This is a genomic window from Rufibacter sediminis, assembly GCF_014269285.1.
Taxonomy (GTDB): domain Bacteria; phylum Bacteroidota; class Bacteroidia; order Cytophagales; family Hymenobacteraceae; genus Nibribacter; species Nibribacter sediminis.
Genome location: NZ_JACOAF010000013.1, coordinates 1 through 22,356, shown reverse-complemented (window position 1 = coordinate 22,356; position 22,356 = coordinate 1). Strand labels below are relative to the sequence as shown.

Below are 22,356 nucleotides of genomic sequence, written 5' to 3'. Positions count from 1 at the left end.
AAGTGCCATCAGTAGTTCAAGCGCATGAATCGAAGAATATTCCAGGTCATCGACGGAGTCAAGAAACAGGTAGGCGAGGGGTTTGACGTCACCAGCCCCATGCCAGGCTCCAGAATCAGGCAGTTGAGTCCGTTCCTGCTCCTGGACCATACCGGCCCCATGCCGGTGCACCCCACCGATGAGCCATTGGGGGCCGATCCGCACCCGCACCGGGGTTTTGAAACCGTCACCCTGATGTATCAGGGCTATCTGTCTCACCGGGACACGGCCGGCTACAGCGGTAAAATTGGCCCGGGCGATGTGCAGTGGATGACCGCCGGGGCCGGACTGCTGCACGAGGAGCGGCATGAGCAGGAGTTCGCCAAACAAGGCGGCGTGCTGGAACTGATTCAGCTGTGGGTGAACGTGCCCCGAAAGGATAAGATGGCCCCCGCCCATTACCAGGAGCTCCGGAAAGACGACATCCCGGTTATTTCCACTGCTGCGGCCGAAGGGCGCATCCGGGTGGTGGCCGGCACCTACGAAGGCGTCAGCGGTCCCGCCGAAACCTTTTCGCCCATCACCCTGCTGGATGTCTGGCAACCAAAGGGCGCGAAACTTCAACTTTCCCTGCCCGCCCACTACAACACCGGAATCTATGTGGTGCAGGGGGCCGTGCTTCTGCATGGCAACCGACCCACGCGCACAAAGCAGTTGATTGTATTTGGCTGGGATGCTGAGGGAATAGAACTCACGTTTGAAGAGGACACTACTTTGCTGGTATTGGCCGGCGAGCCCATTGAAGAACCGCTGGCTACCTACGGGCCTTTCGTGATGAACACCAACCAGGAGTTGCTGCAAGCCATCGAGGATTTTGAGCAGGGCCGTTTAGGCAAATTCGACGAGTAGGCACCTGAGAACTCGTTTTCTGCCTACTTTTGGAAAAACGCTTTTAAAACAGATTACTCTGTTTGCGGCATGAAACTTAATTGTATGGGGAAGCCTTATGAGGAGGAACCTCAGTTTGAAAATGGACCATGTTAGAACATTCGCTTTTCCGAAAACTTCCCCCTTGGGTACAGGCAGAGTTATTGGCGCAGAAAGGGGAAGCCCTGGCGCTTCGGCATTTCAAAGGATGGTCCATCACCCTGCACCCTTTTGAGAACACGTTTCTGGAAGTGTGGACCAAACAGGGCGTAGAAGTAGTAGGTACTTTTCACAAGGCCGTCTCCTACATGGACGTCATTGAACCGTACCTCTCTGTGATGCCGCTGCCCGATGGAGCCTGAGAAACTTTCCTCTCCTGAATAACAAAAAAGCCACTGAGACATTGCTTCTCAGTGGCTTTCCTTTTTGGTGTCTTTTTAGAAACAGAAGCTTAAAACGGACGATAAAAAAGCCCCATACTCCTAGAAGTATGGGGCTTTTTGTTGTGTACTGAACGGTTAGCGACGCACTACCCGTACCGTTTTTACCTTGTTGCTCGTGGACAACCGGATAATGTACACCCCAACGTTGGTGGTTCTGGCATCCCATTTGGCTTGCACAGTCTCACCAGCCATGGCTTTTCCTTTCCGCAGGTTTTTCACCAGAGCACCTTTCATATCATAGATGTCCAGGCTGTACTCCTCCTCCTGATCTACACTGAATTCGACTGTAGCCTCATCCGTGAGCGGGTTAGGGTAGGAGGTGAGCTTTGCTTCGGTACTCACCGGTAATTCTGTTACAGCAACAGCGCTGGAGGACTTGCTAGAAGTCTGGGCAGGTTTATGGATCACGATGGAACCACTCCCAATTTTTGTGGTGGCGTCGGCGTTTTCTACTTCTCCAAGTTCATTGTCGTAGACTACGTTAGTGGAAGAACCAGCTCCCCAGATTTTGATGCGGAAGTAATCAAAACCATCGCCTCCGGTAAGATTTCCATCTATCACGGTAACCATGAAGTTGTAAACTCCACTACCGTTAACCGTACCCGTTCCGCGATACGTTGCTTTACGACCAGAGATCACCAGTGACATGGCATCGTGTTGTGAGCTCTTAAAGTGGAAGTCTCCTTCCTGGAATTGGAAGTTTGTACTGCCGTCTACTTCCGCAACATTGTTTTTACCAGTTTTGTACTTGGCATTAAACCCAAAGTTAGCGGTGCCATGTGCAAGCGGTTTGCTTGGCAAGCTGCCAGGACTGGAATAGATCCAGCCTCCACCTGTTACAAAGCCTCCGTTAGGATCATAGACCACCACAAAACCTCCCAACTCAACTTCTGCCGTCAAACCACAAGCATCGGTCACTAATAATTTTACCTTATAGACACCTGTAGGGAGAGTGAATGTGCCAGAAACTTTTCCGTTCGTAATTGTTGCTGGTTGTGGGTTACTGTAAGTTACCCCATCACTACTGAAAGTAAAGGTTCCTGACGCTAAGTTATTATCAGTAGAAGTAGCTGAAAAACTAACTGGTGTACCCACCGCAACCGGAACAGTTGGACCAGTAAGTGGGGAAAGAACTGGTGCTGCATTGTCAACTTTGATTTCAAAAGAGCAGGTTGAGACATTGCCAGCCGCATCTGTAGCGGTCCAGGTAACTGTTGTTGTTCCTGTGAAGGTTGCTCCAGCTAAGGTTGCGGAGTTGTTATAATCATTGGTTCTTGAAACAACCCCACAATTGTCACTAGAGATAGGATCAAACTCAGTGCCTACTGTGGTGTACGAACAGGTTCCTGGATTATTTGTTTTGATCTGGTTTGATGGACATGCAAGAACCGGAGCTGTTTCATCCTGAGCTGTTAACGTTACCGTTGCCTCTGATTGGTTGCCAGCGGCATCCAGAGCTGTTACTAGTACAGGGATGGTTTGTCCGTCAGTAGTTGCAACCTTGCTGCCAGCGGCTGGAGACTGAGTTATCTGGATACCTCCAGAGCAGTTGTCAGTGGCTTTGCCTCTAACATCGGGGATGGTTACTGTGCAAGCTTCTCCAATAAGGACATTCTGGTTTGCGGCGGCTATCAGCACCGGAGCGGTCTCGTCTACTACGGTCACGGTTTGGGTGGCGGTGGCGGTGTTTCCGGCCGCGTCAACGGCGGTGTAGGTGACGGTGGTCTCGCCGAGCGGGAAGGTGGTGGGGGCGTTGTTGGTCACGGTGACATTAGCCGAGCAGTTGTCGGTGGTTGTAGCGGTGCCAAGGGTTACGCCGGTGGCCTGGCACTGCGCGTTGGCTGCTACCTGCACGGCGGCGGGCGCGGTCAGCACCGGGGCCTCATCATCTGTCACTGTAACTAACAATTGGTCAGTGGAAGAATTTCCAGCTGCGTCTGTTGCAGTATACGTGATGGTGGTTTCTCCCTGGTTGAAAGTATATGTTCCTACTTGTCCTTGTCCATTGCCTGTGGTTGCGCCCTTCATAGCCCATCTTAACTGGGCGCCGGTGCAATTGTCGGTGAAGGTGGCATCCGGAATTGCGATTGTTGCGGTGCAGGTGCCCTCATCCGTGCCGGAGGTCTGATCGGTAGCCGCTGTAACTATTGGGTTTTCTCTATCTTCTACGGTTACAGTTTGGTTAGCAGTTGCCGTACGACCAGCGCCATCAGTTACAGTGTAGGTCACTGTTGTGGTACCTATTGGGAAAGTGGTAGGAGCGTTGTTGCTTACGTTAGCCACTGAACAGTTGTCACGAGTAGTAGGTGTGCCAAGTGCGATATTGGTAGCTGAACAAGAACCTGCATCTGCACCCACTATTACATTTGCGGGTGCCGCAATTGTTGGATTCTCTCTGTCCTCCACAGTTACCGTGAATGTACAGGTAGTTGAACCACATGAATTTGTTGCTGTTACGATAACATTCGTAGTTCCTCTATTGAAGGTAGAGCCACTACCTGTACCGTTGCCTGTACCAGTAGTTGCGCCACTAAATGCATACGTATAGGTGGGTGCCGGAGTACCACTTGCTGTTGCCGAATAATTTACCTGGGCATTACAAACGCCGGTAGCAGTACCGGTAGTGATATTAGCCGGGCAAGCAGTAAATGAAGGGGCAATTTTATAAGTTATTGTAGATGTTCTTTGGAAATTATCTCCACCATTTCCAGTACAAGAACCAATAGCGTATGCCCTTACTCTAACATCAAAGTCGGTGAATGAACTTCCTGAGGGAAAGGTAAGTGTAAGAGTAGAAGTTAGGGTAGTTTCGTTCGTTGAATTAAATGTTAAGGTTGATGGTGAAAAAGAAGCTGTTACGCCAGAAGGTAATCCTTGATTCACACATAAGTTTGCTGTTATATTTGAAGAGTTTGCATTAGCCTTGCTTCCTGTAACATTTACAGGTATAGTAATAGTGTTTGTCGTAGGATTAAAACAACTTTGAGTACCATAAGTCAGATTTGTGATTCTTGGTGCATCAGTAAAAATATGGGTGGCACTAAAGCCGGTCTGTTCGCCTACTGCAACAGCTGTAAATTTTACTCCTAAATGCCTTTCTTCAATTGGGTAGTCGATTTTCCAAGTACCATCTTCATTGACGGTAACATTATAGATATGGAAATCGGGATAGTCTGGCTCTTCTTTAAACTCAACTCGTAATTTTTGATCAAGTTTCCAACCAGTGCCTGTTATGTGGGCAGTATCCCCAGGATAATAATCTTCCTTGTCAGAAGTAAATGTGGGAGCAGGTAAGCCCGCGTCTACATAGGCATCTCCTAACGCAAAGGCGCCAACTGTGCCTAAAATTAATAGGCAAAGCAAAATGCCATAGCGCCTGGCGTTTGACTTTGCAATTGCAAGTAAATGTACGTTCATATGATTTCGTTAAAGTGAGAGAGGTTGATGAGATCTTAATAAGGACGGTTTGAATTTAATGATAATAAGAAATTTTTGAATTTATTTTCGTTTGATAACATAGATTAAGGGTTGAAGAATAATATAAGCGGGTTGAAAGCTGACTTTGTGCATCCAGCTAGCTTTTAACTATGATGAAGTAACAAGCTGTTCTAAAGTAGTTTAGTTATAAATTAGTCTTTTGGCAGCAAATACCAAAGAATAAAATTCTGGTACTTAGTAAGTAGTATTAAAGGGGGAGGTAAAAGGAGGGGATACTTATGCTCAGAAACAAGATGCAATAATTGTTTCTGATCTAAATACGCTGTAATATAGTATAAAAATCATAAGTAAAATAATTTGATTTATATTTTAGAGCCTTCTTTATGCCACTACAACTACGGGCTGGTATATAGTTCCAAAGTTTGCTATAATATTTAGTTACTTATTTTAAATATAATATTGCTTATTAAGTATAGATGATGTGTTTAAAAAGGTATACTAAAAAGTAGTATATCACAATGGGCATGAGAATGACAAGATATGAAAGGCATTTTAAACTTATCTATTCTAAAAAATGAGATGAAGTATCGAGTAACATGCCTTTTCTTACTTAATAGACAGGTAAACAGAAAAAGTTGAAAAGCTAGTTGCTATAGGGTTTATCTTGCTTGGAGGCTTATACCACCGGGCACCCACCAAGGCGAAGAGAAGCTAAAGTTGCTTGGAAATCGTTGATTTGGAACTTACCAGTCGGTTTTTGGCAAAAGGGGCAAGCATGGAGTCGGCCATCCGTATCCACATACACATGCCTGTCAGCGGCGGCGGCGCAACCGGCCCTTCGGCGTTGAAAATCATAGTACACCACCATGGGTAGGTGCTGAAAAGCTGGGTGGTAGTTCAGATTCGTGTAAAACTCTTCCAGGAGTTTCTGCTGCTCAATCGTGATAGCTACTTCCTGGCCTGTATAATGCCCAACAGGTCTTGGCTCCAGTACCTGGATAAAGGCCGCACCCAGTTGACGGGCTAGTTCAGCATAGCGGAACAAGTTTTCCTCTGAAATAAAGCTTTTAGTGGCGCATAGGGATAGAGCTACCACTAACCCGACCTGATGGGCATTGTTCGCCGCTTCTACCACCCAGTCATAGGCTGCGGCAAATCCTCTGAATTGATTGTGAATCTTAGGATCAACGTGGTCAAGGCTAATGGTCACTCCGGTGAGCCCTGCTTCTTTAAGCGACTGCGCATTTGCCAGTGTCAACAAATGACCGGAGGTGAGCACCCAAAAATCGGTAGAGGGTTGGGCGGTTTTGAGGAGAGTTAATAAGGCCGGCATCCTGAGCAGGGGTTCGCCTCCGGAGAATTGAAGCTGACCTACCCCCAAGTCCTGAAACTGCTGTACAATTTTCTGGAGGTTTGCCACCGTAAGCGTTTCTTTTCCATTCAGAGCATCCCACTCAAAGCAATGCTCACAACGCAGCGCACATTTTTTGGTGACCGCTACAATGACGTTCTTCAGGTAAAAAGGCTTTTCCTGGATGGGAGCTATCCTGCTTAACTCGGCTAAATGATACGCATCAAAGGCCTGAGAGGGCCAGCCCGGAGTATTGTATTCATAGTAATAGCGTTCACCTACCTTGACTACTTTACTTAAAGCGGAATCTCCCAGGAACTTTCGCCTCGTTTGAATCAACGTGCGCATGGCTTGCATGGCTTTCAGCGGATGATGAAGGCGGCCTGCAATAAGCAGAAACAAGTGCCACCTGATGCGTCCCATCGCCCAGAAACTCTGCCAACGATTTAAGACCACGGAGTTGATTTGTTTCCCTTTCCGAAGGGAGGGACCCGCGTCTTGTAAAACAGGAAGTTGGAAATCCTCATCGACAGCTTTCTGACTTTTGTTTTTAGCGAGTAGTGGCATGGGCTGTGAGTAGGTTAGGGAAGTTGTTTTCTTCGGCTAATTGGGTATACCGTTGGCGGGAAAACAGGTAGAAATGCCCGGGCTTCTCAAAAGCCCTAAGCGAAACCAGGTTCGGGATTCCGCTATATTCCCTGATGTGCTCATAATACCCTCGGGTGTGCAAAAAGGTGGCCTGAACGTTCCCTTTTCCTTTTTCAGGTAACAGGAAAGTAAGCGCTACGGCGTCTCCCACTGAGAACTGGTGCAGGTAACTGGAGTCAGAGGTGGCGAGCAGGGAGCGTACGTTTTGCCCTGATTTCTCATAGGCCTGCGCTGCGGCGATTTTCTGCATAGTCATGGTCTGGTTTGAGGTGAAGTCCATTCCGGCTCGGTCAATCTCCCAGAACATAAAACCGCAGGATAACCGCACCTGTACGTTTTCACCCGGTACTTCTGCCAGAGGAATAGAAACTACCAGATCTCGGCTGGCCAGCGGACCCACTGGGTGTATGCGGTCCACCGTTTTCCAGCCTTTTGCCGTTTTCACCTCCACCAGCAGCGGTATTCCCTGCTCTCTTTGCCATTGGTATAATTCGGAAGCAGGCACGTCTTTCTGTTTTTCGGCCCAGTGGTTGTAAATGCCTTTGAATTGTTTGGTAAATTCATCATAGAGATAGTCCAGCCAAAGCGAGTTCTGCGCATACAGCAGCAGTTTGCCGGTTTGGCTTCCTGATGGTTTTTTAAACTGTAAATCCACAAAATTCATCTTCGGGGCAGCATCATTGAACGACCACACAGCAGAGTCCTGCGAAGCTAAAAGCGAAGTGTACTCTCTTCCGTCAGATGCCATTACGGTATGGGGGGGGATAACCTGTTGCAGAGAGTGGGCGTTTCCCTGTTGATCCAGGAGAACCTGCACCCCAGGGGCATGCTCAACCACCAGCAATTCAGCTAAGTTGGTGTACTGACGTTCTTTTAATTCATTGGTTATTTTGACCTGTACCTGTTTAGCCGACGAGGCAGGGGTAGGCAGGGGCATATAGTCATCCCGTTCCAAAGGAGCGAAGATGGCTCCTCCGTACGCTTCTCCCACAAAATGATAGCCGGTGCCGTCCTTCACGTAGATAAAAGGGCAGGAACTCTTTAACAGGACGGCAATAATGGAGATAAGCGCAAAAGCCCCGGCTGCAATACCTATGGAGCCTAACACGTGCGAGGCGATGGTGGCACCCGTGTCTTTGTCGGAGACATCAATCCGTTTGATGGAGGAAACCGGAATAGAGACTTTGTTGTCTGATTGGGCATACTCGTTCACGTAGAGATGGACAATGTTCAGGGCGACGCCTTCATTGATTTTCTTGTACCGGTAGGTGGAGCCGGGTTTTTTATCTATAAACGGCATTAATTCCACCGGGATGGGGTGCACGGTTCCGGTTAAGGTGTTTTCCTGTAAGGCTATCTCTTTTAATTCTAGCGCGTTATCTCCTTGCCGGAGAATAAACCGCTTGTAATTGGGCAAGCTGGCCAATTTCTCCTGTGAGACGGCGTTTTCTTCCTTTAAACGGTAATAATTACAGCTGATGGCCAGCGGCAGAAAGGAGAGGAGCAGCAGCCCCGACAGAATCCGCTGGAAGAGTTGCTGCCGGAACAGCAGAAGAATTGGCAGAATAGCATCCTTTCTTTTTGTCATGGGAATGGTGGCTAAAAACGGAACCCAATGTGTATGTTGGCAGGAACAAATACTTCATTTGTGTAGATATAGTACTCATCAGTAGTGCCAGAATGGTTGAAAAACCGATACCCGATGCCTAAATCTGCTGAGAAAAGAAACCTTTTACTGAACTGGTAATATCCTCCGGCCTTTACTGCGGCAGAATACAGAGAGGCTGTACTTTCTTCGGCAAGTCCCCAGTTAGCGTAATAGGAAATCCTGAAAGTACTCAGGTGAACTGCCGGGCTCAGAAAATAGCGGAATCTGCCTTGTCCTGCGGGGTACACCTTTAATTCCACTCCCGTTCCGAAAACCGTATTCTCCCGAAATGAGCCGAAGTACTGATCTGAATTCCTGGAGAGACCAAATGTGACTGGAATCTTCAGGCCAAGTTTGCCAGCTGGAAAGATGCGCTCGTAGGCAAAAGTCAGGTTGTTGTAAATCAGGTCAAAAGCATGGAAAAAGAAGATGTTTTGACCAAGGTCCGTCTCATAATTAAATGACGCTTTTCCAACTAGGACCATAGAGGGAGAAGCAATGGCAGCGAAGGTCTGTACAGAGCCATCCTCCTTTTGGATGGATCTTACGTCTGTCAGACTGATCTGATAAACCAAAGTATCCGAAGATTCAAATAGTCTAAACCGTACCAGGTTGGGGGTGATTTCCAGCTGAGTGGCCTTTAAGACCACCCCATCGGTGCGGGTAATCAAATCCTGCCCATTAGCTGATAACACAGCTACTAGCATGCACAGCAGGAATACGATTCCCTTCGCCATTTCCCCTAAAGTTTAGACTGGATGATATCTCTAATGTAATATTTTTAGTTTCAATTTTAAAATTTTAATAAAAAATATTGTTTGCTTAAGACCAGCACGTAGTAAGTAGGCTGTTAGCTTTTGAGTGGCGCAGGTAATTAGAAAACTTAACACCTGCATTCTGCCTCCTGAAAATACGTTTTTGCGGTACTTTCATAAAACGAGGCCAATTCTACTGGTGAGAGAAGAACAAGAGAAGGCGGGCTTTGTTGCGGATCTTGGGGATGGAAGGTTCCAGCCCTTTCTGGTATTTCCAACCGCCGGCCAGGCTGATGCGTGTGGTGCCGTCCGTCAGGAACATTTCTTCTGCCGGAGGATTGAAGCCGCCGCCACCCCCAGGAGGCCATCCGGAGGGTAAGTGCGTTTTGGCCTCTTTTTACAATACGGACCGGAATACGGTAGTGGTGGGTGGGGCTTGCGTTCCAGACATTCCTGCTGATTTCCTTTCCGTTGAAATAAAGGGAATAGTTCATCTCCGGGTGACCCAGGTGAATGCTTAGCTCCTTGCCGGTCATGTTCACCGGAACGGAAATGGTTTTGCGCAACCAAACCATTCCTTCAAAGGAGGGCATGTCCATATGCTTTAGAGTGGCGGGCATGGTAACCTCCGGCCAGGTAGAAACATCAAACCTGCTGGCGGGATGGTTTGATCGTTTGTACTTCGGATTGTACACAATCTCCCAAAAACGGACTAGATCCAGGCTGTCTTTGAAGAAGTGCCCGACTGTCACTGAATCGTTCTGCAGGATTCTTTGGCGGGTGAGTGAGGAGGAAAGCAACTGTTCCCGGCTGGTCCACGCCTCTACGGGTGTTCCGCCCCAGGTGACCTGGAGAATTGCGGGAAGCCGAGGCTAGGATAGATGCGTGGCGGGATGAATTTACATTTTGAGAGCGGAAGGCCTTCTCTGTTTTATGCCTGTTTTAAGGAAATGAGCCCAAAAACAGGTAGGTGCGCTTCTAAATTATTGAATCAGAAAGAGCTATTTCCTTTGGTCTTCCCAATCAGAAAATTTACGACAGTTGAGGTGTTCCTAAAAAAGTGAAGGTTTGACTGAATCAATGATTCGTAGGAAAAGTGTATTCAATTCTGTTAAGGGGGATGTCTACGCCTGCTGCTGCAAGCGGTTTTTGCGTGTTGCATTTCTGAAGAAGACGAATACTACTGTCAGCGCCAGCACCGCCAAACAAATCCAGGCTGTAGTGATAAGCTGAGGACTTTCTTCCGCGCCCAAGCCTTGGTGCTTTAGAATAATGCCGTAGAGCGCCCAAATACCAACTAAACCCACAACAGGATTAGTTCTGCTAAAGACCACAAAGGCGACAATGATGGTGGCAACGATGATCATGATGGTCGTCCAGAGTCCGGCAGTAAGTCCCAAGCCGTTCCATTCTAACCCTACCAAGACCGAGCTTACATTGGCAACGGAAGCGATAATGATCCAGCCGAAATAGAGACTCAGCGGCACCTGGGTGAACCATCGGGAGGCGGCAGACCGACCATTGTTGAATATCCCGAGCCGCAGGTGTATCACCAACAAGGTCGCCAGTTGGATGAATATAAGCAGCCCTGAGACTACCAGCCACTCATGCACCCAAGCCAGGGTCCAGGCGCCCGTTGCCAGATTGTTGAGCATGAAGAGGTATCCTGCTTTTTGTAGGTCTCGGTTGGCCTCATGCTCAGCCGGCTCCTTATAGGCCTTAATTAAATGATAGATGCAGAAGGCCGTCAGCGCAAGGTAGATCACACCCCAGATAGAGAAGGTTAAACCTGCTGGAGTAAACAGCGCCGGGTACTTGTCTGACACATCCCCAATGGTTTGATTATTGAATAGTTTCAGTTGCGTCAACTGCGACGGCACAAAATGCAGCAGAAAAAACAAAGCATTCAATACCGCCAGTGTTCTGATATTTTTCATAGTAGCTCGGCCTAGTCCCTTGTCTTGTACTCTACGCAAACGAGATGACCTTTAGTCCATATAACCTGACTTGGGGCTTATTGTTTTCTATGCATGTTTTCAGGGGAGCTTAGGATGACCTTCACAGAGTTTCCCGTTATTTAGGCTGTGCGTTAGACGACAGTCTGTCAGCTACATTGACCACTGACACCACCTGTTTGTCATTGGGGAAAAGGAGGTAATAGTTGAAAGCGACTCCTCCATGATTTAAGACATAGCATCATTCGGCCAGTAGCGGGGTGCTGATTTTAGAATAAGCCTGTATACACCTATCCGATGAAAATGAAAAAAGCCGCTCCAGTTTACTGAAGCGGCTTTTTGTGCGTTTTAGTTGGTAGAATTGAAGTGTTAAACTATATCCACATAGATTTGGATGCTTTGGGAAGTGTTTGAATAGGACAGTGAAAATTACACCGTGTAATTGACAGCCTCTGCAGCCCTGTGATTGACTTGTTAATTAAGTTTTTATCAAGCGGCATCAAGTGCTTCACGAAGAGCTTTAGCAGCTGCTGCTGGGTCAGCGGAACTGTAAATCGATGCTCCCGCTACTACAACCTTAACACCTGCTTGTTTTACAGCTGCAATGTTGTTTATGTTTACCCCACCTGCGATAGATACGGGTACGCCAACACGAGCCGCTTCATCAATCAACACCTGGATTGAGTAACCCGGTTGTGCCTGCTCGTCAAGACCTGCGTGCAGTTCTACAAACTCAACGCCTAACGCTGTTACTTCCTGCGCACGCTTCACGCGGTCGGTCTCTCCAATGGTGTCAACCACTACTCCTTTACCATATTGTTTAGCAGCTTTAACAGCTCCTGCTATGGTTGCATTACCAGTTGTAGCCAGCACTGTAACTAAGTCTGCGCCAGCTTTGAAAGCCATTTCTGCTTCAAGGGCACCAGCATCCGCTGTTTTGAAATCTGCGAAAACGATTTTATTTGGGAAAGCTTCTTTCATTGCTGTAATCACTGCCAGACCTTCACTCTTGATCAAAGGTGTTCCCAGTTCAATGATATCAATATACGGAGCTACTTTTTCGGCAAGCGCCAAAGCGTCGGCTGTCGTTAATAAATCTATTGCTACTTGTAATTTGGCCATTGTTATGTTTCGTTAATGTAAAAGATTCTTCTTTTGGGTTTTTACTTTGGTTATTCAAGGTTCGCATGCCGCTTCCAGAGTTCCTCAGCAGGCGTTTTGTCTAAGCTCCATAAAGTTTGGAAGACGGCATCTGTTAGGACAAGGATGGCCTGCTCAAACAAGCTGCCAGCATATTGCTCTGAAACGGTGGTGCCATGGTCTTCTTTCTGTGCGGCCGGAACAATTATTGCATGCGCTGCCAGCATTGCCAAGGGCGAGGCAGCTGTAGTAGAGAGTGCTACAACTTTGGCCCCGGCAGCAACCGCTTTTTCTGCCGCTTTCACTATAGAACTTGTCGTGCCGGATCCAGAGGCGGCCAGAAGCAAATCTCCCTCCCTTATGGCTGGAGTTATTGTTTCTCCGACCACAAAAACAGAAAGGCCAAGGTGCATGAGGCGCATGGCCGCTGATTGCAAGGCAAGTCCGGAACGTCCTGCACCCACTAAGAAAATCCGTTCAGCACCTTGTATGAAGGGAATGATGGTAGCTACTTCACTGTATTGGATTCTATCAGCCAGCTTTCGGTTTTCTTCCAATATAAGCGCCACATTCGCCTGCAGAGAAGCTGCTATGTCCTGGCTCTTTGTCTGTAACATGTTATGGTAGGCTTAAAATTATACTTGCTACAGCGAGATTTCGCATAAAATTTTCGCCATAAAGCTCTTCCTTAAAGCTGTTGCAAAGGTAGGGCCGAGAAGAAAGGCTGGTCTTATACAATCAGCGCATTGTGTTGGACAATTTAGAAACTGTGCCAGTGGCATCTCTACCGCGGCAGGTACCAAAATCTTATTTTAGAAAATGAAACTGTATTTTTGCAGCATCATACAATTTTTTCGTGACTGTAAGGCCCGGTTGGTCGTTCCGTCATCGCTGGTGTTGCGGATAAGATAAAGTAGCGTAGATTGATAAGTAGATTTTATGATAGAAGGAAAAGAAACGCATGGGCTGAATAATTCACTTATCTATATAAGAAACCTTGCCAACTGCCCGCCCAGCTATTTGAATGACCCTGGTAGAAAAGATTTCTTTGAAGTGGTCTGGCTAAAGAATGAATACCCCTTACATGCTTTAAAGGATGAAGGTCAACCAGAGAAGGGACACTGGATTTATTTGCTGCCGCCCTACCGGGTACATCAGTTAAACAAGGCTGGGAAGAAAGGTGTTCTGTTATCCTTTAAAAGAGACTTGCTGGATGAAGAGGCAAAGGAGTTCTCACTTGATGTTTTCAAGATATTCAACTTCCAGGGAGAATATTCCTTCCTGAAGGTTAGTGAGGAACTGTCGGACCAGCTTTGTAAGGTGTATGACCTGATGGAAGAGGAGTATCAAAAAGAAGATTATAGCTTGCTAATCATTCAGTCTTTGCTCAAAGCTTTTCTTCTGAATATTATCCGGATCAAAGAGCATGTATTCACTACACAGGATGTCAATCAGAAAAGAGTATATGAGTTTATGCTTTTGTTGGAGGAGAACTATTTGCTGATCAGGAACACAGACTTTTATGCCGATAAGATAGGTGTTAGCCCGAAGCGTTTAAATCAGATACTAAAAGAAAAGCTACAAAAGACAGGACTACAATTAATTCATGACAGGGTTATTCTTGAGGCAAAAAGACAGATTATACACAGTGATCATACGCTTAAAGAAATAGCATACCTACTTGAGTTTAAGGAGTACCCATACTTCAGTCGCTTTTTTAAGCAGCACACAGCTCAAACACCTGAACATTTTAAAAAACAGGTACACAACCACATTGCTTTGAAAGAAAATACGTTGATTTGATGTGGGGAACAGGTCTGACGCATCAATAACATGCACTTTTTGGAGCTTCAGCTCCTAGGAGTCACCAAATGAGAGCTTTCTTGTTTCTGCTTTTTGTCAGTTTTTGACGATGCTGTCTAATGTGAGTGAGAAAAGTTTATAAGACGATGCATCTCTTAATATCAGGTCCAGTCTATGATGTGTGCTCACGCTTGGGTATTTTCTTTTCCTTTTTTCACATATCGGCATCCATTCCTTGGCAACAAGGCTACGCTTAAATGCAAGGTAATGCGAAAGTTCCCAAAACAGCTTAGAATGGTTGATACGTTTGCCGTCTTATAAACAACTAAATTAGCCAAAGGGGTATTTGTTGATTTTACCTAACTAAAAAGCCGCTCCAGTTTCCTGAAGCGGCTTTTTTTACTCTGTAGACCGTAGGAGTGAATTATCGAACTTTTTCTACAGTGATCTAATAGCCTTGGGTGACTATTTACAATAGGAGTGAGGAGGTTTGACTTTTTAAATTAGGACTGTTTTATGTAATTGAAATTAGGGACTAAGAGTAGCCTTCTAAGCTTTACATAAGGTCCATTATAAGCTACGAAAATTTACTTCTTCTAGTAGTCTTCGGTAAAGTCTATGAAGCCCTAGTTTATTCAAAAGGGTCTATTTCATGTAGATAGGTTATCTGCTTTTTGTCATCAATTAGGTATGGGTGCGGAAGTTGTGCTAAAGGGTGATGGAAAGCAGTATAAGGGATTCCAACGAATGAGCCAGGAACTGGGGTACCATGCACTGTAGTTGTACTCAAGCTGAAAAGCCAAGATTGCTCTATAGCATATCTCTCTTTTTTACCCTAAGCGTTCCCTGTATTCCCTCGGGGTGACTCCCAACACTTTTTTCACATACCGGGTGAAAAAAGACCGGCTTGAGAAGTTCATTTCATCGGCGACCTCAGCAATGTTCAGGTTCTTGTTCTGCAAGATAAGGATAACCCTTTCCCTTGCAAAACGATGCACCCATTCTGACGCGGTAAACCCCGTGTTCTGCTTGCAAACAAAATTCAAATGCTTAGCGGTGATGTGAAGGCGGTTGGCGTAAAACTGAACCTCCCGCTCTTTCATGCAATGCTCCTGCACCAACAGCATAAAGTGCTCATAGATTGACCCGCTTTCCAATGTGCGCCTGCGATGTTCATATTCATTGGCGAAAGTGTGCCACATCTCAAGAATAAACAGCTGCATTTGCAACTTCAAGACTTCATTGTAAAAATGGTGTTCTCGCTCCAAAGATCTTTTGTGCAGGAGTTTGAAATTTGAAATCACTCTTTGATTATCGTTTTGATCATTCAGGTGCAAAACAGGGTTTTCCTTTGAATGCAACAAAACATCAATACTCCAACTTAGGTCTGGAATATTGTCGTTCAGAAAATCTCTTTCCACAAATAAAGCGGTCGCTTTGAAGTTCTTGGAAAAAGCCAGATTCGTCACCTTGCTGTCAGCAAACCAAAACACAAATTCCCCGGCTTTGCATCTGTAGGGAATATCATTGAAGACAAAGCTCATATATCCTCGGTGACAGAATATATGGGTTTGATAACGCTGCAGATAGTCTTCAGGAAACTGCACATAACCTACTGCTTCAAGTAAAACAACTATATCTTCCTTTCCTTCAGTCATTTCAATTCTAATCTAGTACGCATAGCAATGCGTGGTTTTTGACACTATATACGCAAGATGTGTAACAAATGGAACAACAAGCCTTGCGATATTTGCATCATCATTAATTATAGGAAAATGGAGCCACAACACAGTGATATCTTTCAAAGGCTGCTAAACGGCGAAGCTGTCCCATTCAATGATCCGGATTACTACAGGATCATCCATGCCTGTGATGAAACCCGACTACTGCTCATCCAGATGAACACGGAAGCAGATCCTGGAAAAATAAGAAAGCTGCTCAGCGAAATAACTGGTACTGAGGTAGATCCCAGCACAGCTGTTTTCCCTCCTTTTCAAATCAATTATGGAAAGAACACCCGAATCGGTAAAAAAGTGTTCATCAACTTTGATTGTACTTTCCTGGACTTGGGGGGCATTACCATTGAAGACAATGTGATGATTGCCCCTAAGGTCAGCCTATTAACAGAGGGGCATCCTATTCCTACTGGCAGCAGGCAATCACTCGTCCCTAAACCAATTCACATTAAGAAAAATGCTTGGATTGGTGCCAGCGCAACCATTCTGCAAGGGGTAACCATTGGAGAAAATTCTGTGGTAGCGGCAGGTGCCGTGGTTTCTAAGGATGTGCCGGATAATACCGTTGTGGGGGGAATCCCTGCGAAAATCATCAAGACAATATAAGCTACTAAAGCAATGAGAAAAATCATAATAGTTATGCTTAGCCTAATTATCAGCGGGCAAGCATTTAGCCAGACTTCAAAATCAAAAGCGAATAATAAAGACCAGTATACCTTTCAATTAAGCAATAAAGTTACCCGAAAGGAAGTAACCTTCAAGAACCGTTTCGGGATCACCGTTAAAGGTGATTTGTATACGCCAAGAAGTGCCACAAATCAAAAACTGCCTGCCCTTATTTTGAGCGGTCCGTTTGGGGCGGTAAAAGAGCAATCTTCGGGGTTGTACGCAAACGAGTTGGCGGCCAGAGGATTCGTGACCTTGGCGTTCGACCCCTCCTTCACCGGCGAAAGCGGCGGAGAGGTGCGGAACGTGGCCTCGCCTGATATTTTCACCGAAGACTTCAGCGCAGCCTTGGACTATATCGGCTTGTTACCCTCGGTAGACCGCAACCGGATTGGGGTGGTGGGCATATGCGGTTTGAGCGGGATGGCACTTACGGCCGCCACCAGCGACAGCCGGATCAAGGCCGTTGCCACTGCCTCCATGTACGATATGTCCCGCAGCATGAGCCGCAGCCACAAAGACAGCTATACGACGGAGCAGCGCAAGAAGGTGATTGAGTACCTGAGCCAGCAGCGTTGGGCAGATGCAGAAAGCGGAAAACATGCTTTAGGCTTACACGAAGTTCCGTTTGACGAGAACGGCAACATCGTAAAAGGTACCCGGGTGCTTCCGGAAGCGCTTCCAAAGAATCCAGACCCTGTTTTAGCCTCCTTTTTCGATTATTACCGCACAAAACGCGGTTTCCACCCCAGGTCCATCAACTCCACCACTGCTTGGACCGCTACCACCCCCATGTCCTTCTTCAACTTCCCAATGGCCGCGAACATCGAGATGATTTCTCCCCGCCCCATCATGCTGATTGCGGGTGAGAATGCCCACTCCCGTTATTACTCTGAGGATGTCTATAAAATGGCTCCGGGACCGAAGGAGTTGGTGATTGTACCGAAGGCAGACCACGTGGACCTGTACGACAGGCTGGATAAGATACCATTTGACAAGCTGGAAACCTTCTTCAGGAAGAGCTTTCAGCCAGGAAGCGTTTTGCAGCCGAATCAACCAAACTGAACCTAAAATGCAGCTGTCCGCATTTGACCTAGCCAGTTAACTTTTATCACAAACCGAATCTAAAACCATGAATAACATCGAAGGAAAAGTAATCGTCATCACAGGGGCAAGCAGTGGCTTGGGCCAGGAAACTGCCCGCCACCTATCGGCAATGGGTGCAGCCGTGGCACTAGGGGCCCGGCGTGGTGAGCGCATAGAAGTATTAGCGGAGGAAATCAACGGGAATGGTGGCAGGGCCATCGCCATAACCACTGACGTCACAAAGCGTGAGCAGGTGCAAAACCTAGTGGATGCGGCCGTGGAGCAGTTTGGCCGGGTTGATGTGGTTCTCAATAACGCAGGCATCATGCCGCTCTCACCGCTTGAGCGCCTGAATGTGGATGAGTGGGACCAAATGATAGATGTCAACCTGAAAGGGGTACTCTACGGCATCGCTGCCGCGCTTCCCCACATGGAGGAGCAGAAGTCCGGCCATATTATCAATGTCTCTTCGGTGGCCGGCCACTTGATTTTCCATGGCTCCGCGGTTTACTCAGCGACCAAGTTTGGCGTGCGTGCCTTGTCTGAGGGGCTACGCCAAGAGGTGAAGCCTTACAACATCCGCACTACCATCATCTCCCCAGGCGCCGTGAAGACGGAGCTTCTCGAGCACATCAGCGAAAATGACATTAAAGAGGCAAACCAAAGCTACGTAGGACAGGTTGGGGTTACCCCCGACGCCTTTGCCAGGCTGGTTGCCTTTGCCATCAGCCAACCAGCAGATGTCGATATCAACGAGATCCTTTTCCGGCCGACCGCCCAGGAACTGTAAGCCAGTAGCAGGCCTGTATCAAAGCTAGGTCTGTATTGATTAGTAGTCACCGAAATTTTTAGCCCCGCCAATGCCATAGCTGGCCAACGGAATCCAAACTCTCAAGATATGAACCTATTCAGAATTAGGACAGCAGCGCCTCTAGTCGCCATTGCTTTGGCAGCACTTTTCACCGTTAGCTGCAATAATCAGGCTCCAAACAATACCGAAAACGGTGAAACCCAAGCCATCTTCCCTAAAGGCGAGGCAGGGCCGGCGGAAAACTTCACCGGCAAAGCCTGGAATACAGGCCTGGTTGCCAATGATTCTGTGTATAACACGCTCGTGGGCAACGTCTATTTTGAGCCCGGGGCCAGAAGCAATTGGCACACCCATCCGGCCGGTCAGATCCTGATTATCACCGACGGGGAGGGATTCCACCAGGTAAAGGGCCAGCCCAGGCAAACCCTCAAAAAAGGCGATGTGGTAAAATGCCCGCCCAATGTGACCCATTGGCACGGGGCTAGCCCTGAAAAGGGCATGCAGCAGATGTACATCATCCCAAACACAGAGAAAGGCATTGTGCAGTGGTTGCATCCTGTCTCGGATGAAGAATACGGCAGTTCTAAATAAACTCCTTAAAAAGGATCAATCAGCCGTTCCGAGTAGAGGGTGATCGGCAAAGCTTAGGTGTTTCACGAAAAGATAAAAGCGATGGAAAAGAATAAAGGTGATCAGTCAGGTAATAAAAACCCAGATGCGTCAATACGGAGGGACTTCCTGAAGGCCGCAACCTTGTTGGGTATAGGGGCACTAGCTGCAGGACCCGTCAATAGTTATGCCACTGCCTCACGGGATATGGAGAAGAAAAGAGGCCTTGGTACCATCTTAACCAAGAAACGGACTTTAGGCTCAAAGAAGAATCCGCTTGAGGTGTCGGCCATTCAGTTGGGCTGCATGGGTATGCACACCGGCCGCGGGACCCATCCCGACCATAAGAGCATGGTCAAACTAATCAGGGATGCTGCGGAACGTGGCTGCAACTTTTTCGATACCGCCGAGGTATATGGGCCCTATGTTAACGAAGAATTAGTCGGAGAGGCACTTGCACCCATCCGCAACAAAGTTGCCATCTCCACCAAGTTTGGTTTTGATATTGAGGGTAAAAATGGCTTGAACAGTAGACCAGAGCACATCCGTAAGGTGGTGGACCAATCACTCAAGCGCCTCAAAACCGACCGCATTGACCTGTTCTATCAGCACCGGGTTGATCCCAACGTGCCCATTGAAGAAGTTGCAGGTGCCGTAAAGGACCTTATAAAAGCCGGAAAGGTGCTGCACTTTGGCCTCAGTGAAGCAAAAGCAGAGACCATCAGAAAGGCACACGCCGTCTGCCCTGTTACGGCTGTGCAAAGCGAGTATTCCTTTATGACCAGACTGCCCGAAAATTTCATCTTTTCCACTTTGCAGGAACTGGAGATAGGGTTTGTCGCCTATAGTCCGCTATGCCGCGGTTTGCTGGGTGGCAACTTGACCGAATACTCTGATTTGAAAACGAATGACATTAGGGGTGCATGGCCTCGGTTCCAACCGGAGGCATTACGATCAAACATCCGGATTGTAGAGGCGCTGAATGAGTTCGGCAAGACAAGGGGCATGACTTCCTCTCAGATATGCCTTAGCTGTATGCTTTCTAAATACCCTTTTATAGTTCCTTTGCCTGGTACCACCAAGCTCTCGCATTTGGAGGAAGATCTACGAGCTGCTGACTTTGTCTTAACCGCAGCCGAGATAAAGGAGATAGAAGGCAAAATAGAGAAGATAGGTGTTGTGGGTGATCGCTATGATGCGCTGCAACAGTCGCGGGTGGAATATTAACCATGACTAGGATTGTACTCTGTTTCTGTAAAAAGAATACACCAAATCCCTGCAAGGTTCTGAAGAGAGTTCCCATACAGGCGGGTAGATGAAAGATCAGCTATCCGCTACAGGTAGCAGCGTTGACAATGCAGCATCAATTAATAAAGAGGCTTTTAAACCATAAATGCGATGAAGTTATCACTGGTTATCATTTTCTCCCTACTATTCCTTTCCGCAGGTTTTGCCTCCTGCGTTGAAGATCCTTCACAGACCAGCATTCCTGGAGCAGGAAACACGAACGGAAACGACACCCTTAACCCAAGAGGAAGTAAGATGAAGATAAGTTTCGGTACCAGTACCTTCACGGCCACGCTGTATGACAATGCTTCGGCAACCGCCTTCAAGGCCTTGCTGCCGCTGACCATCAACATGCGCGACCTGAACAGCAATGAGAAGTACTATGATTTCTCTGCCGGCTTACCGACCAACGCGGCCAATCCCGGCACCATCAAGAACGGCGACCTGATGCTGTACGGCTCCAGAACCCTGGTGCTTTTCTACAAAACTTTCCCCACTCCCTACAGCTATACCAGGCTGGGCCGCGTCAATGACCCGGAGGGGCTTGCGGCTGCGTTGGGATCAAGGGATGTCACCGTCACGTTTGAACTGGAATAAAACTTTCATGAAAGAAGAGGGAGGCGAAATTGCCTAAAAGTAAAATCCTGAACATTTGAAACTTAGGTTTATGAATAGACCAATCTGCAAGCTGCTAGCCATGATGGTCGCCTTGGTTGCCGTATTATTTGTTTTCAGCACGAATTCCGCTGCCGCCTTATTGTTCCCGAAAGTTGAAGAATCCCTCGCGGAAACTTTCACGGTAACGCCTGTTCCGGCTGAGAGCGGGTCTTATACAATCACTCCCAAACTTCCGGCAGACGGCAAAGTGTCGGCGGGCACGGTCTTGACGGTCAAAGCCAAGCCAGCCTCCGGGTTCAGCCTGGATGCGGTGTACTACACGGTAAAAGGAGGCATCTGGGGCACGACGAGTCACGAAAGTTTTTCGCACGAGATGAAGATCACGGTCACCAAGGACATGGTGGTCGGGGCAACCTTTGTGCCGCGTTCGCTGGTGAAGGACATCAAGGTAACCCAAGACGTAGTTTGTGCAAAGCCCGGGGTGAAGCCCCTGAAGTACGATGTCTATTCACCCAAAGGCGCCAAGAAGCTTCCCATCATCGTGATCATACACGGGGGCGGCTGGTCTTCCAACAACGAGGATATCATGCGAGGTCTGGCCCGCGAACTGGTGAAAGGCGGCAAGTACGTGGTGATCAGCATTGATTACCGCTGGATAAACAAACTTGACGGGGAACCCCGGCCCACCTACATGCATAGCCTGATAGAGGATGTCTTTGGGGCCATCGCCCATATCCAAGAACATGCCGCGTGGTATGGCGGCGATCCAAACCGCATAGGGGTTACCGGCGACAGCGCTGGCGGGCATCTAGCGGAGGCTGCGGCAACGCTAAGCCCTCTCATCGGCGCAGGTGGCTTCGGGGCAAGCAATGGGGTTTACCAATACATGCCCACCTACCTGCCGAAGGGCAAATCAGTTGACGAGGTGAAGATCGAGATCACCAGCGCGATCAGGGCCGTGGCCCCCAGTTATGGCGCCTCCGATGCGTCTGATTTCAAAGAATTACTGGAGCAAACCGACCAAGCGTATTGGGACGCCATCTCCCCATTGAAGCATGTGCCTAACGTAAGCGAACGCGCCCTTCCGCACTTTATGGTACGGGGTACCGAGGATCAGATAGTACCCCATGCCATGGTGCAGCGGTATGTGGATGCGCTGAAAGCGGCTGGGCAGCCGGTGCAATATATCCAAGTGGAGGGTGCCGGGCATGCCTTTTTCGATTGGAAACCGGATGCGGCAACGAGGGCGACTTTCGCTAGGTATGGGGTGAAGTATGCGGCTGAGATGCAATCCTTCTTTAACCACGTTTTCTTTAAAGGTTGATAGTGGCTGCTATGTTCCGGCATGCTACACCCAAAAAGTATAGATAGTTTTAGGGCGCGTTGACAATTGTAGAATTATTTTTCCTGGCAGTTGTTAGAGTATCAAAAAGCCTATGCGTCGTTATGAGATCAC

General features: G+C 47.7%; 19 protein-coding genes. 10 read left to right on the top strand and 9 right to left on the bottom strand.

What is annotated here, in order from left to right; genetic code table 11:
* The first annotated feature begins 24 nt into the window (after positions 1 to 24).
* Positions 25 to 888: a pirin family protein gene (locus H7U12_RS05400; protein WP_186634130.1), complete on the top strand. Its 864-nt coding sequence runs from the start codon at positions 25 to 27 to the stop codon at positions 886 to 888.
* Between the two features lie 128 nt (positions 889 to 1,016).
* Positions 1,017 to 1,268 carry a hypothetical protein gene (locus H7U12_RS05395; protein ID WP_186634126.1) on the top strand — a complete coding sequence of 84 codons (252 nt, stop codon included), beginning with the start codon at positions 1,017 to 1,019 and terminating at the stop codon, positions 1,266 to 1,268.
* Between the two features lie 156 nt (positions 1,269 to 1,424).
* On the opposite strand, the gene H7U12_RS05390 is transcribed toward H7U12_RS05395, so the two are convergent.
* The 8 genes from H7U12_RS05390 to hxlB all read right to left on the bottom strand — a co-directional run bounded on the left by H7U12_RS05390 (position 1,425) and on the right by hxlB (position 12,901).
* Positions 1,425 to 4,766 (bottom strand): HYR domain-containing protein, encoded by a 3,342-nt coding sequence (locus H7U12_RS05390; protein ID WP_186634123.1) that lies wholly within the window; start codon positions 4,764 to 4,766, stop codon positions 1,425 to 1,427.
* A 697-nt stretch (positions 4,767 to 5,463) separates the two neighbouring features.
* Positions 5,464 to 6,705 (bottom strand): radical SAM protein, encoded by a 1,242-nt coding sequence (locus tag H7U12_RS05385; protein WP_186634120.1) that lies wholly within the window; start codon positions 6,703 to 6,705, stop codon positions 5,464 to 5,466.
* Positions 6,689 to 8,374 (bottom strand): hypothetical protein, encoded by a 1,686-nt coding sequence (locus H7U12_RS05380; protein ID WP_186634117.1) that lies wholly within the window; start codon positions 8,372 to 8,374, stop codon positions 6,689 to 6,691. Before H7U12_RS05380 ends, H7U12_RS05385 begins: the two co-directional genes overlap by 17 nt.
* Before the next feature lie 11 nt (positions 8,375 to 8,385).
* Positions 8,386 to 9,171 (bottom strand): hypothetical protein, encoded by a 786-nt coding sequence (locus H7U12_RS05375; RefSeq protein ID WP_186634113.1) that lies wholly within the window; start codon positions 9,169 to 9,171, stop codon positions 8,386 to 8,388.
* A 146-nt stretch (positions 9,172 to 9,317) separates the two neighbouring features.
* Positions 9,318 to 9,788, bottom strand: coding sequence for a hypothetical protein (locus tag H7U12_RS05370; protein WP_186634109.1), 471 nt, complete (start codon positions 9,786 to 9,788; stop codon positions 9,318 to 9,320).
* A 525-nt stretch (positions 9,789 to 10,313) separates the two neighbouring features.
* On the bottom strand, positions 10,314 to 11,126 hold the full coding sequence (locus H7U12_RS05365) for a hypothetical protein (protein ID WP_186634106.1): 813 nt from the start codon (positions 11,124 to 11,126) through the stop codon (positions 10,314 to 10,316).
* A gap of 507 nt (positions 11,127 to 11,633) precedes the next feature.
* Positions 11,634 to 12,266: a 3-hexulose-6-phosphate synthase gene (gene hxlA / locus H7U12_RS05360; RefSeq protein ID WP_186634102.1), complete on the bottom strand. Its 633-nt coding sequence runs from the start codon at positions 12,264 to 12,266 to the stop codon at positions 11,634 to 11,636.
* 50 nt (positions 12,267 to 12,316) lie between these two features.
* On the bottom strand, positions 12,317 to 12,901 hold the full coding sequence (gene hxlB / locus H7U12_RS05355; RefSeq protein ID WP_186634099.1) for a 6-phospho-3-hexuloisomerase: 585 nt from the start codon (positions 12,899 to 12,901) through the stop codon (positions 12,317 to 12,319).
* Positions 12,902 to 13,223: 322 nt separating this feature from the next.
* On the opposite strand from hxlB, the gene H7U12_RS05350 reads away from it, so the two are divergent.
* On the top strand, positions 13,224 to 14,087 hold the full coding sequence (locus H7U12_RS05350) for a helix-turn-helix domain-containing protein (RefSeq protein WP_186634096.1): 864 nt from the start codon (positions 13,224 to 13,226) through the stop codon (positions 14,085 to 14,087).
* Positions 14,088 to 14,917: 830 nt separating this feature from the next.
* On the opposite strand, the gene H7U12_RS05345 is transcribed toward H7U12_RS05350, so the two are convergent.
* On the bottom strand, positions 14,918 to 15,745 hold the full coding sequence (locus H7U12_RS05345; protein ID WP_186634093.1) for a helix-turn-helix domain-containing protein: 828 nt from the start codon (positions 15,743 to 15,745) through the stop codon (positions 14,918 to 14,920).
* Positions 15,746 to 15,862: 117 nt separating this feature from the next.
* Between H7U12_RS05345 and H7U12_RS05340 the strand changes: the two genes are divergently transcribed.
* The 7 genes from H7U12_RS05340 (at position 15,863) to H7U12_RS05310 (ending at position 22,224) form a co-directional block, all read left to right on the top strand.
* Positions 15,863 to 16,429 (top strand): sugar O-acetyltransferase, encoded by a 567-nt coding sequence (locus tag H7U12_RS05340; RefSeq protein WP_186634090.1) that lies wholly within the window; start codon positions 15,863 to 15,865, stop codon positions 16,427 to 16,429.
* Between the two features lie 33 nt (positions 16,430 to 16,462).
* Entirely contained in the window at positions 16,463 to 17,554 is a 1,092-nt protein-coding gene (locus tag H7U12_RS05335) for an alpha/beta hydrolase (RefSeq protein ID WP_241749162.1), read from the top strand.
* A gap of 67 nt (positions 17,555 to 17,621) precedes the next feature.
* A complete protein-coding gene (locus tag H7U12_RS05330; protein ID WP_186634083.1) occupies positions 17,622 to 18,365 on the top strand; it encodes an SDR family oxidoreductase in 744 nt (247 codons plus the stop codon).
* Between the two features lie 108 nt (positions 18,366 to 18,473).
* On the top strand, positions 18,474 to 18,977 hold the full coding sequence (locus H7U12_RS05325; RefSeq protein ID WP_186634080.1) for a cupin domain-containing protein: 504 nt from the start codon (positions 18,474 to 18,476) through the stop codon (positions 18,975 to 18,977).
* A gap of 81 nt (positions 18,978 to 19,058) precedes the next feature.
* Positions 19,059 to 20,222, top strand: a complete 1,164-nt coding sequence (locus tag H7U12_RS05320; protein WP_186634077.1) for an aldo/keto reductase — start codon at positions 19,059 to 19,061, stop codon at positions 20,220 to 20,222.
* Positions 20,223 to 20,537: 315 nt separating this feature from the next.
* Positions 20,538 to 20,879 carry a cyclophilin-like fold protein gene (locus H7U12_RS05315; protein WP_241749160.1) on the top strand — a complete coding sequence of 114 codons (342 nt, stop codon included), beginning with the start codon at positions 20,538 to 20,540 and terminating at the stop codon, positions 20,877 to 20,879.
* 160 nt (positions 20,880 to 21,039) lie between these two features.
* Positions 21,040 to 22,224 (top strand): alpha/beta hydrolase, encoded by a 1,185-nt coding sequence (locus tag H7U12_RS05310; protein ID WP_241749158.1) that lies wholly within the window; start codon positions 21,040 to 21,042, stop codon positions 22,222 to 22,224.
* Positions 22,225 to 22,356: the final 132 nt, after the last annotated feature.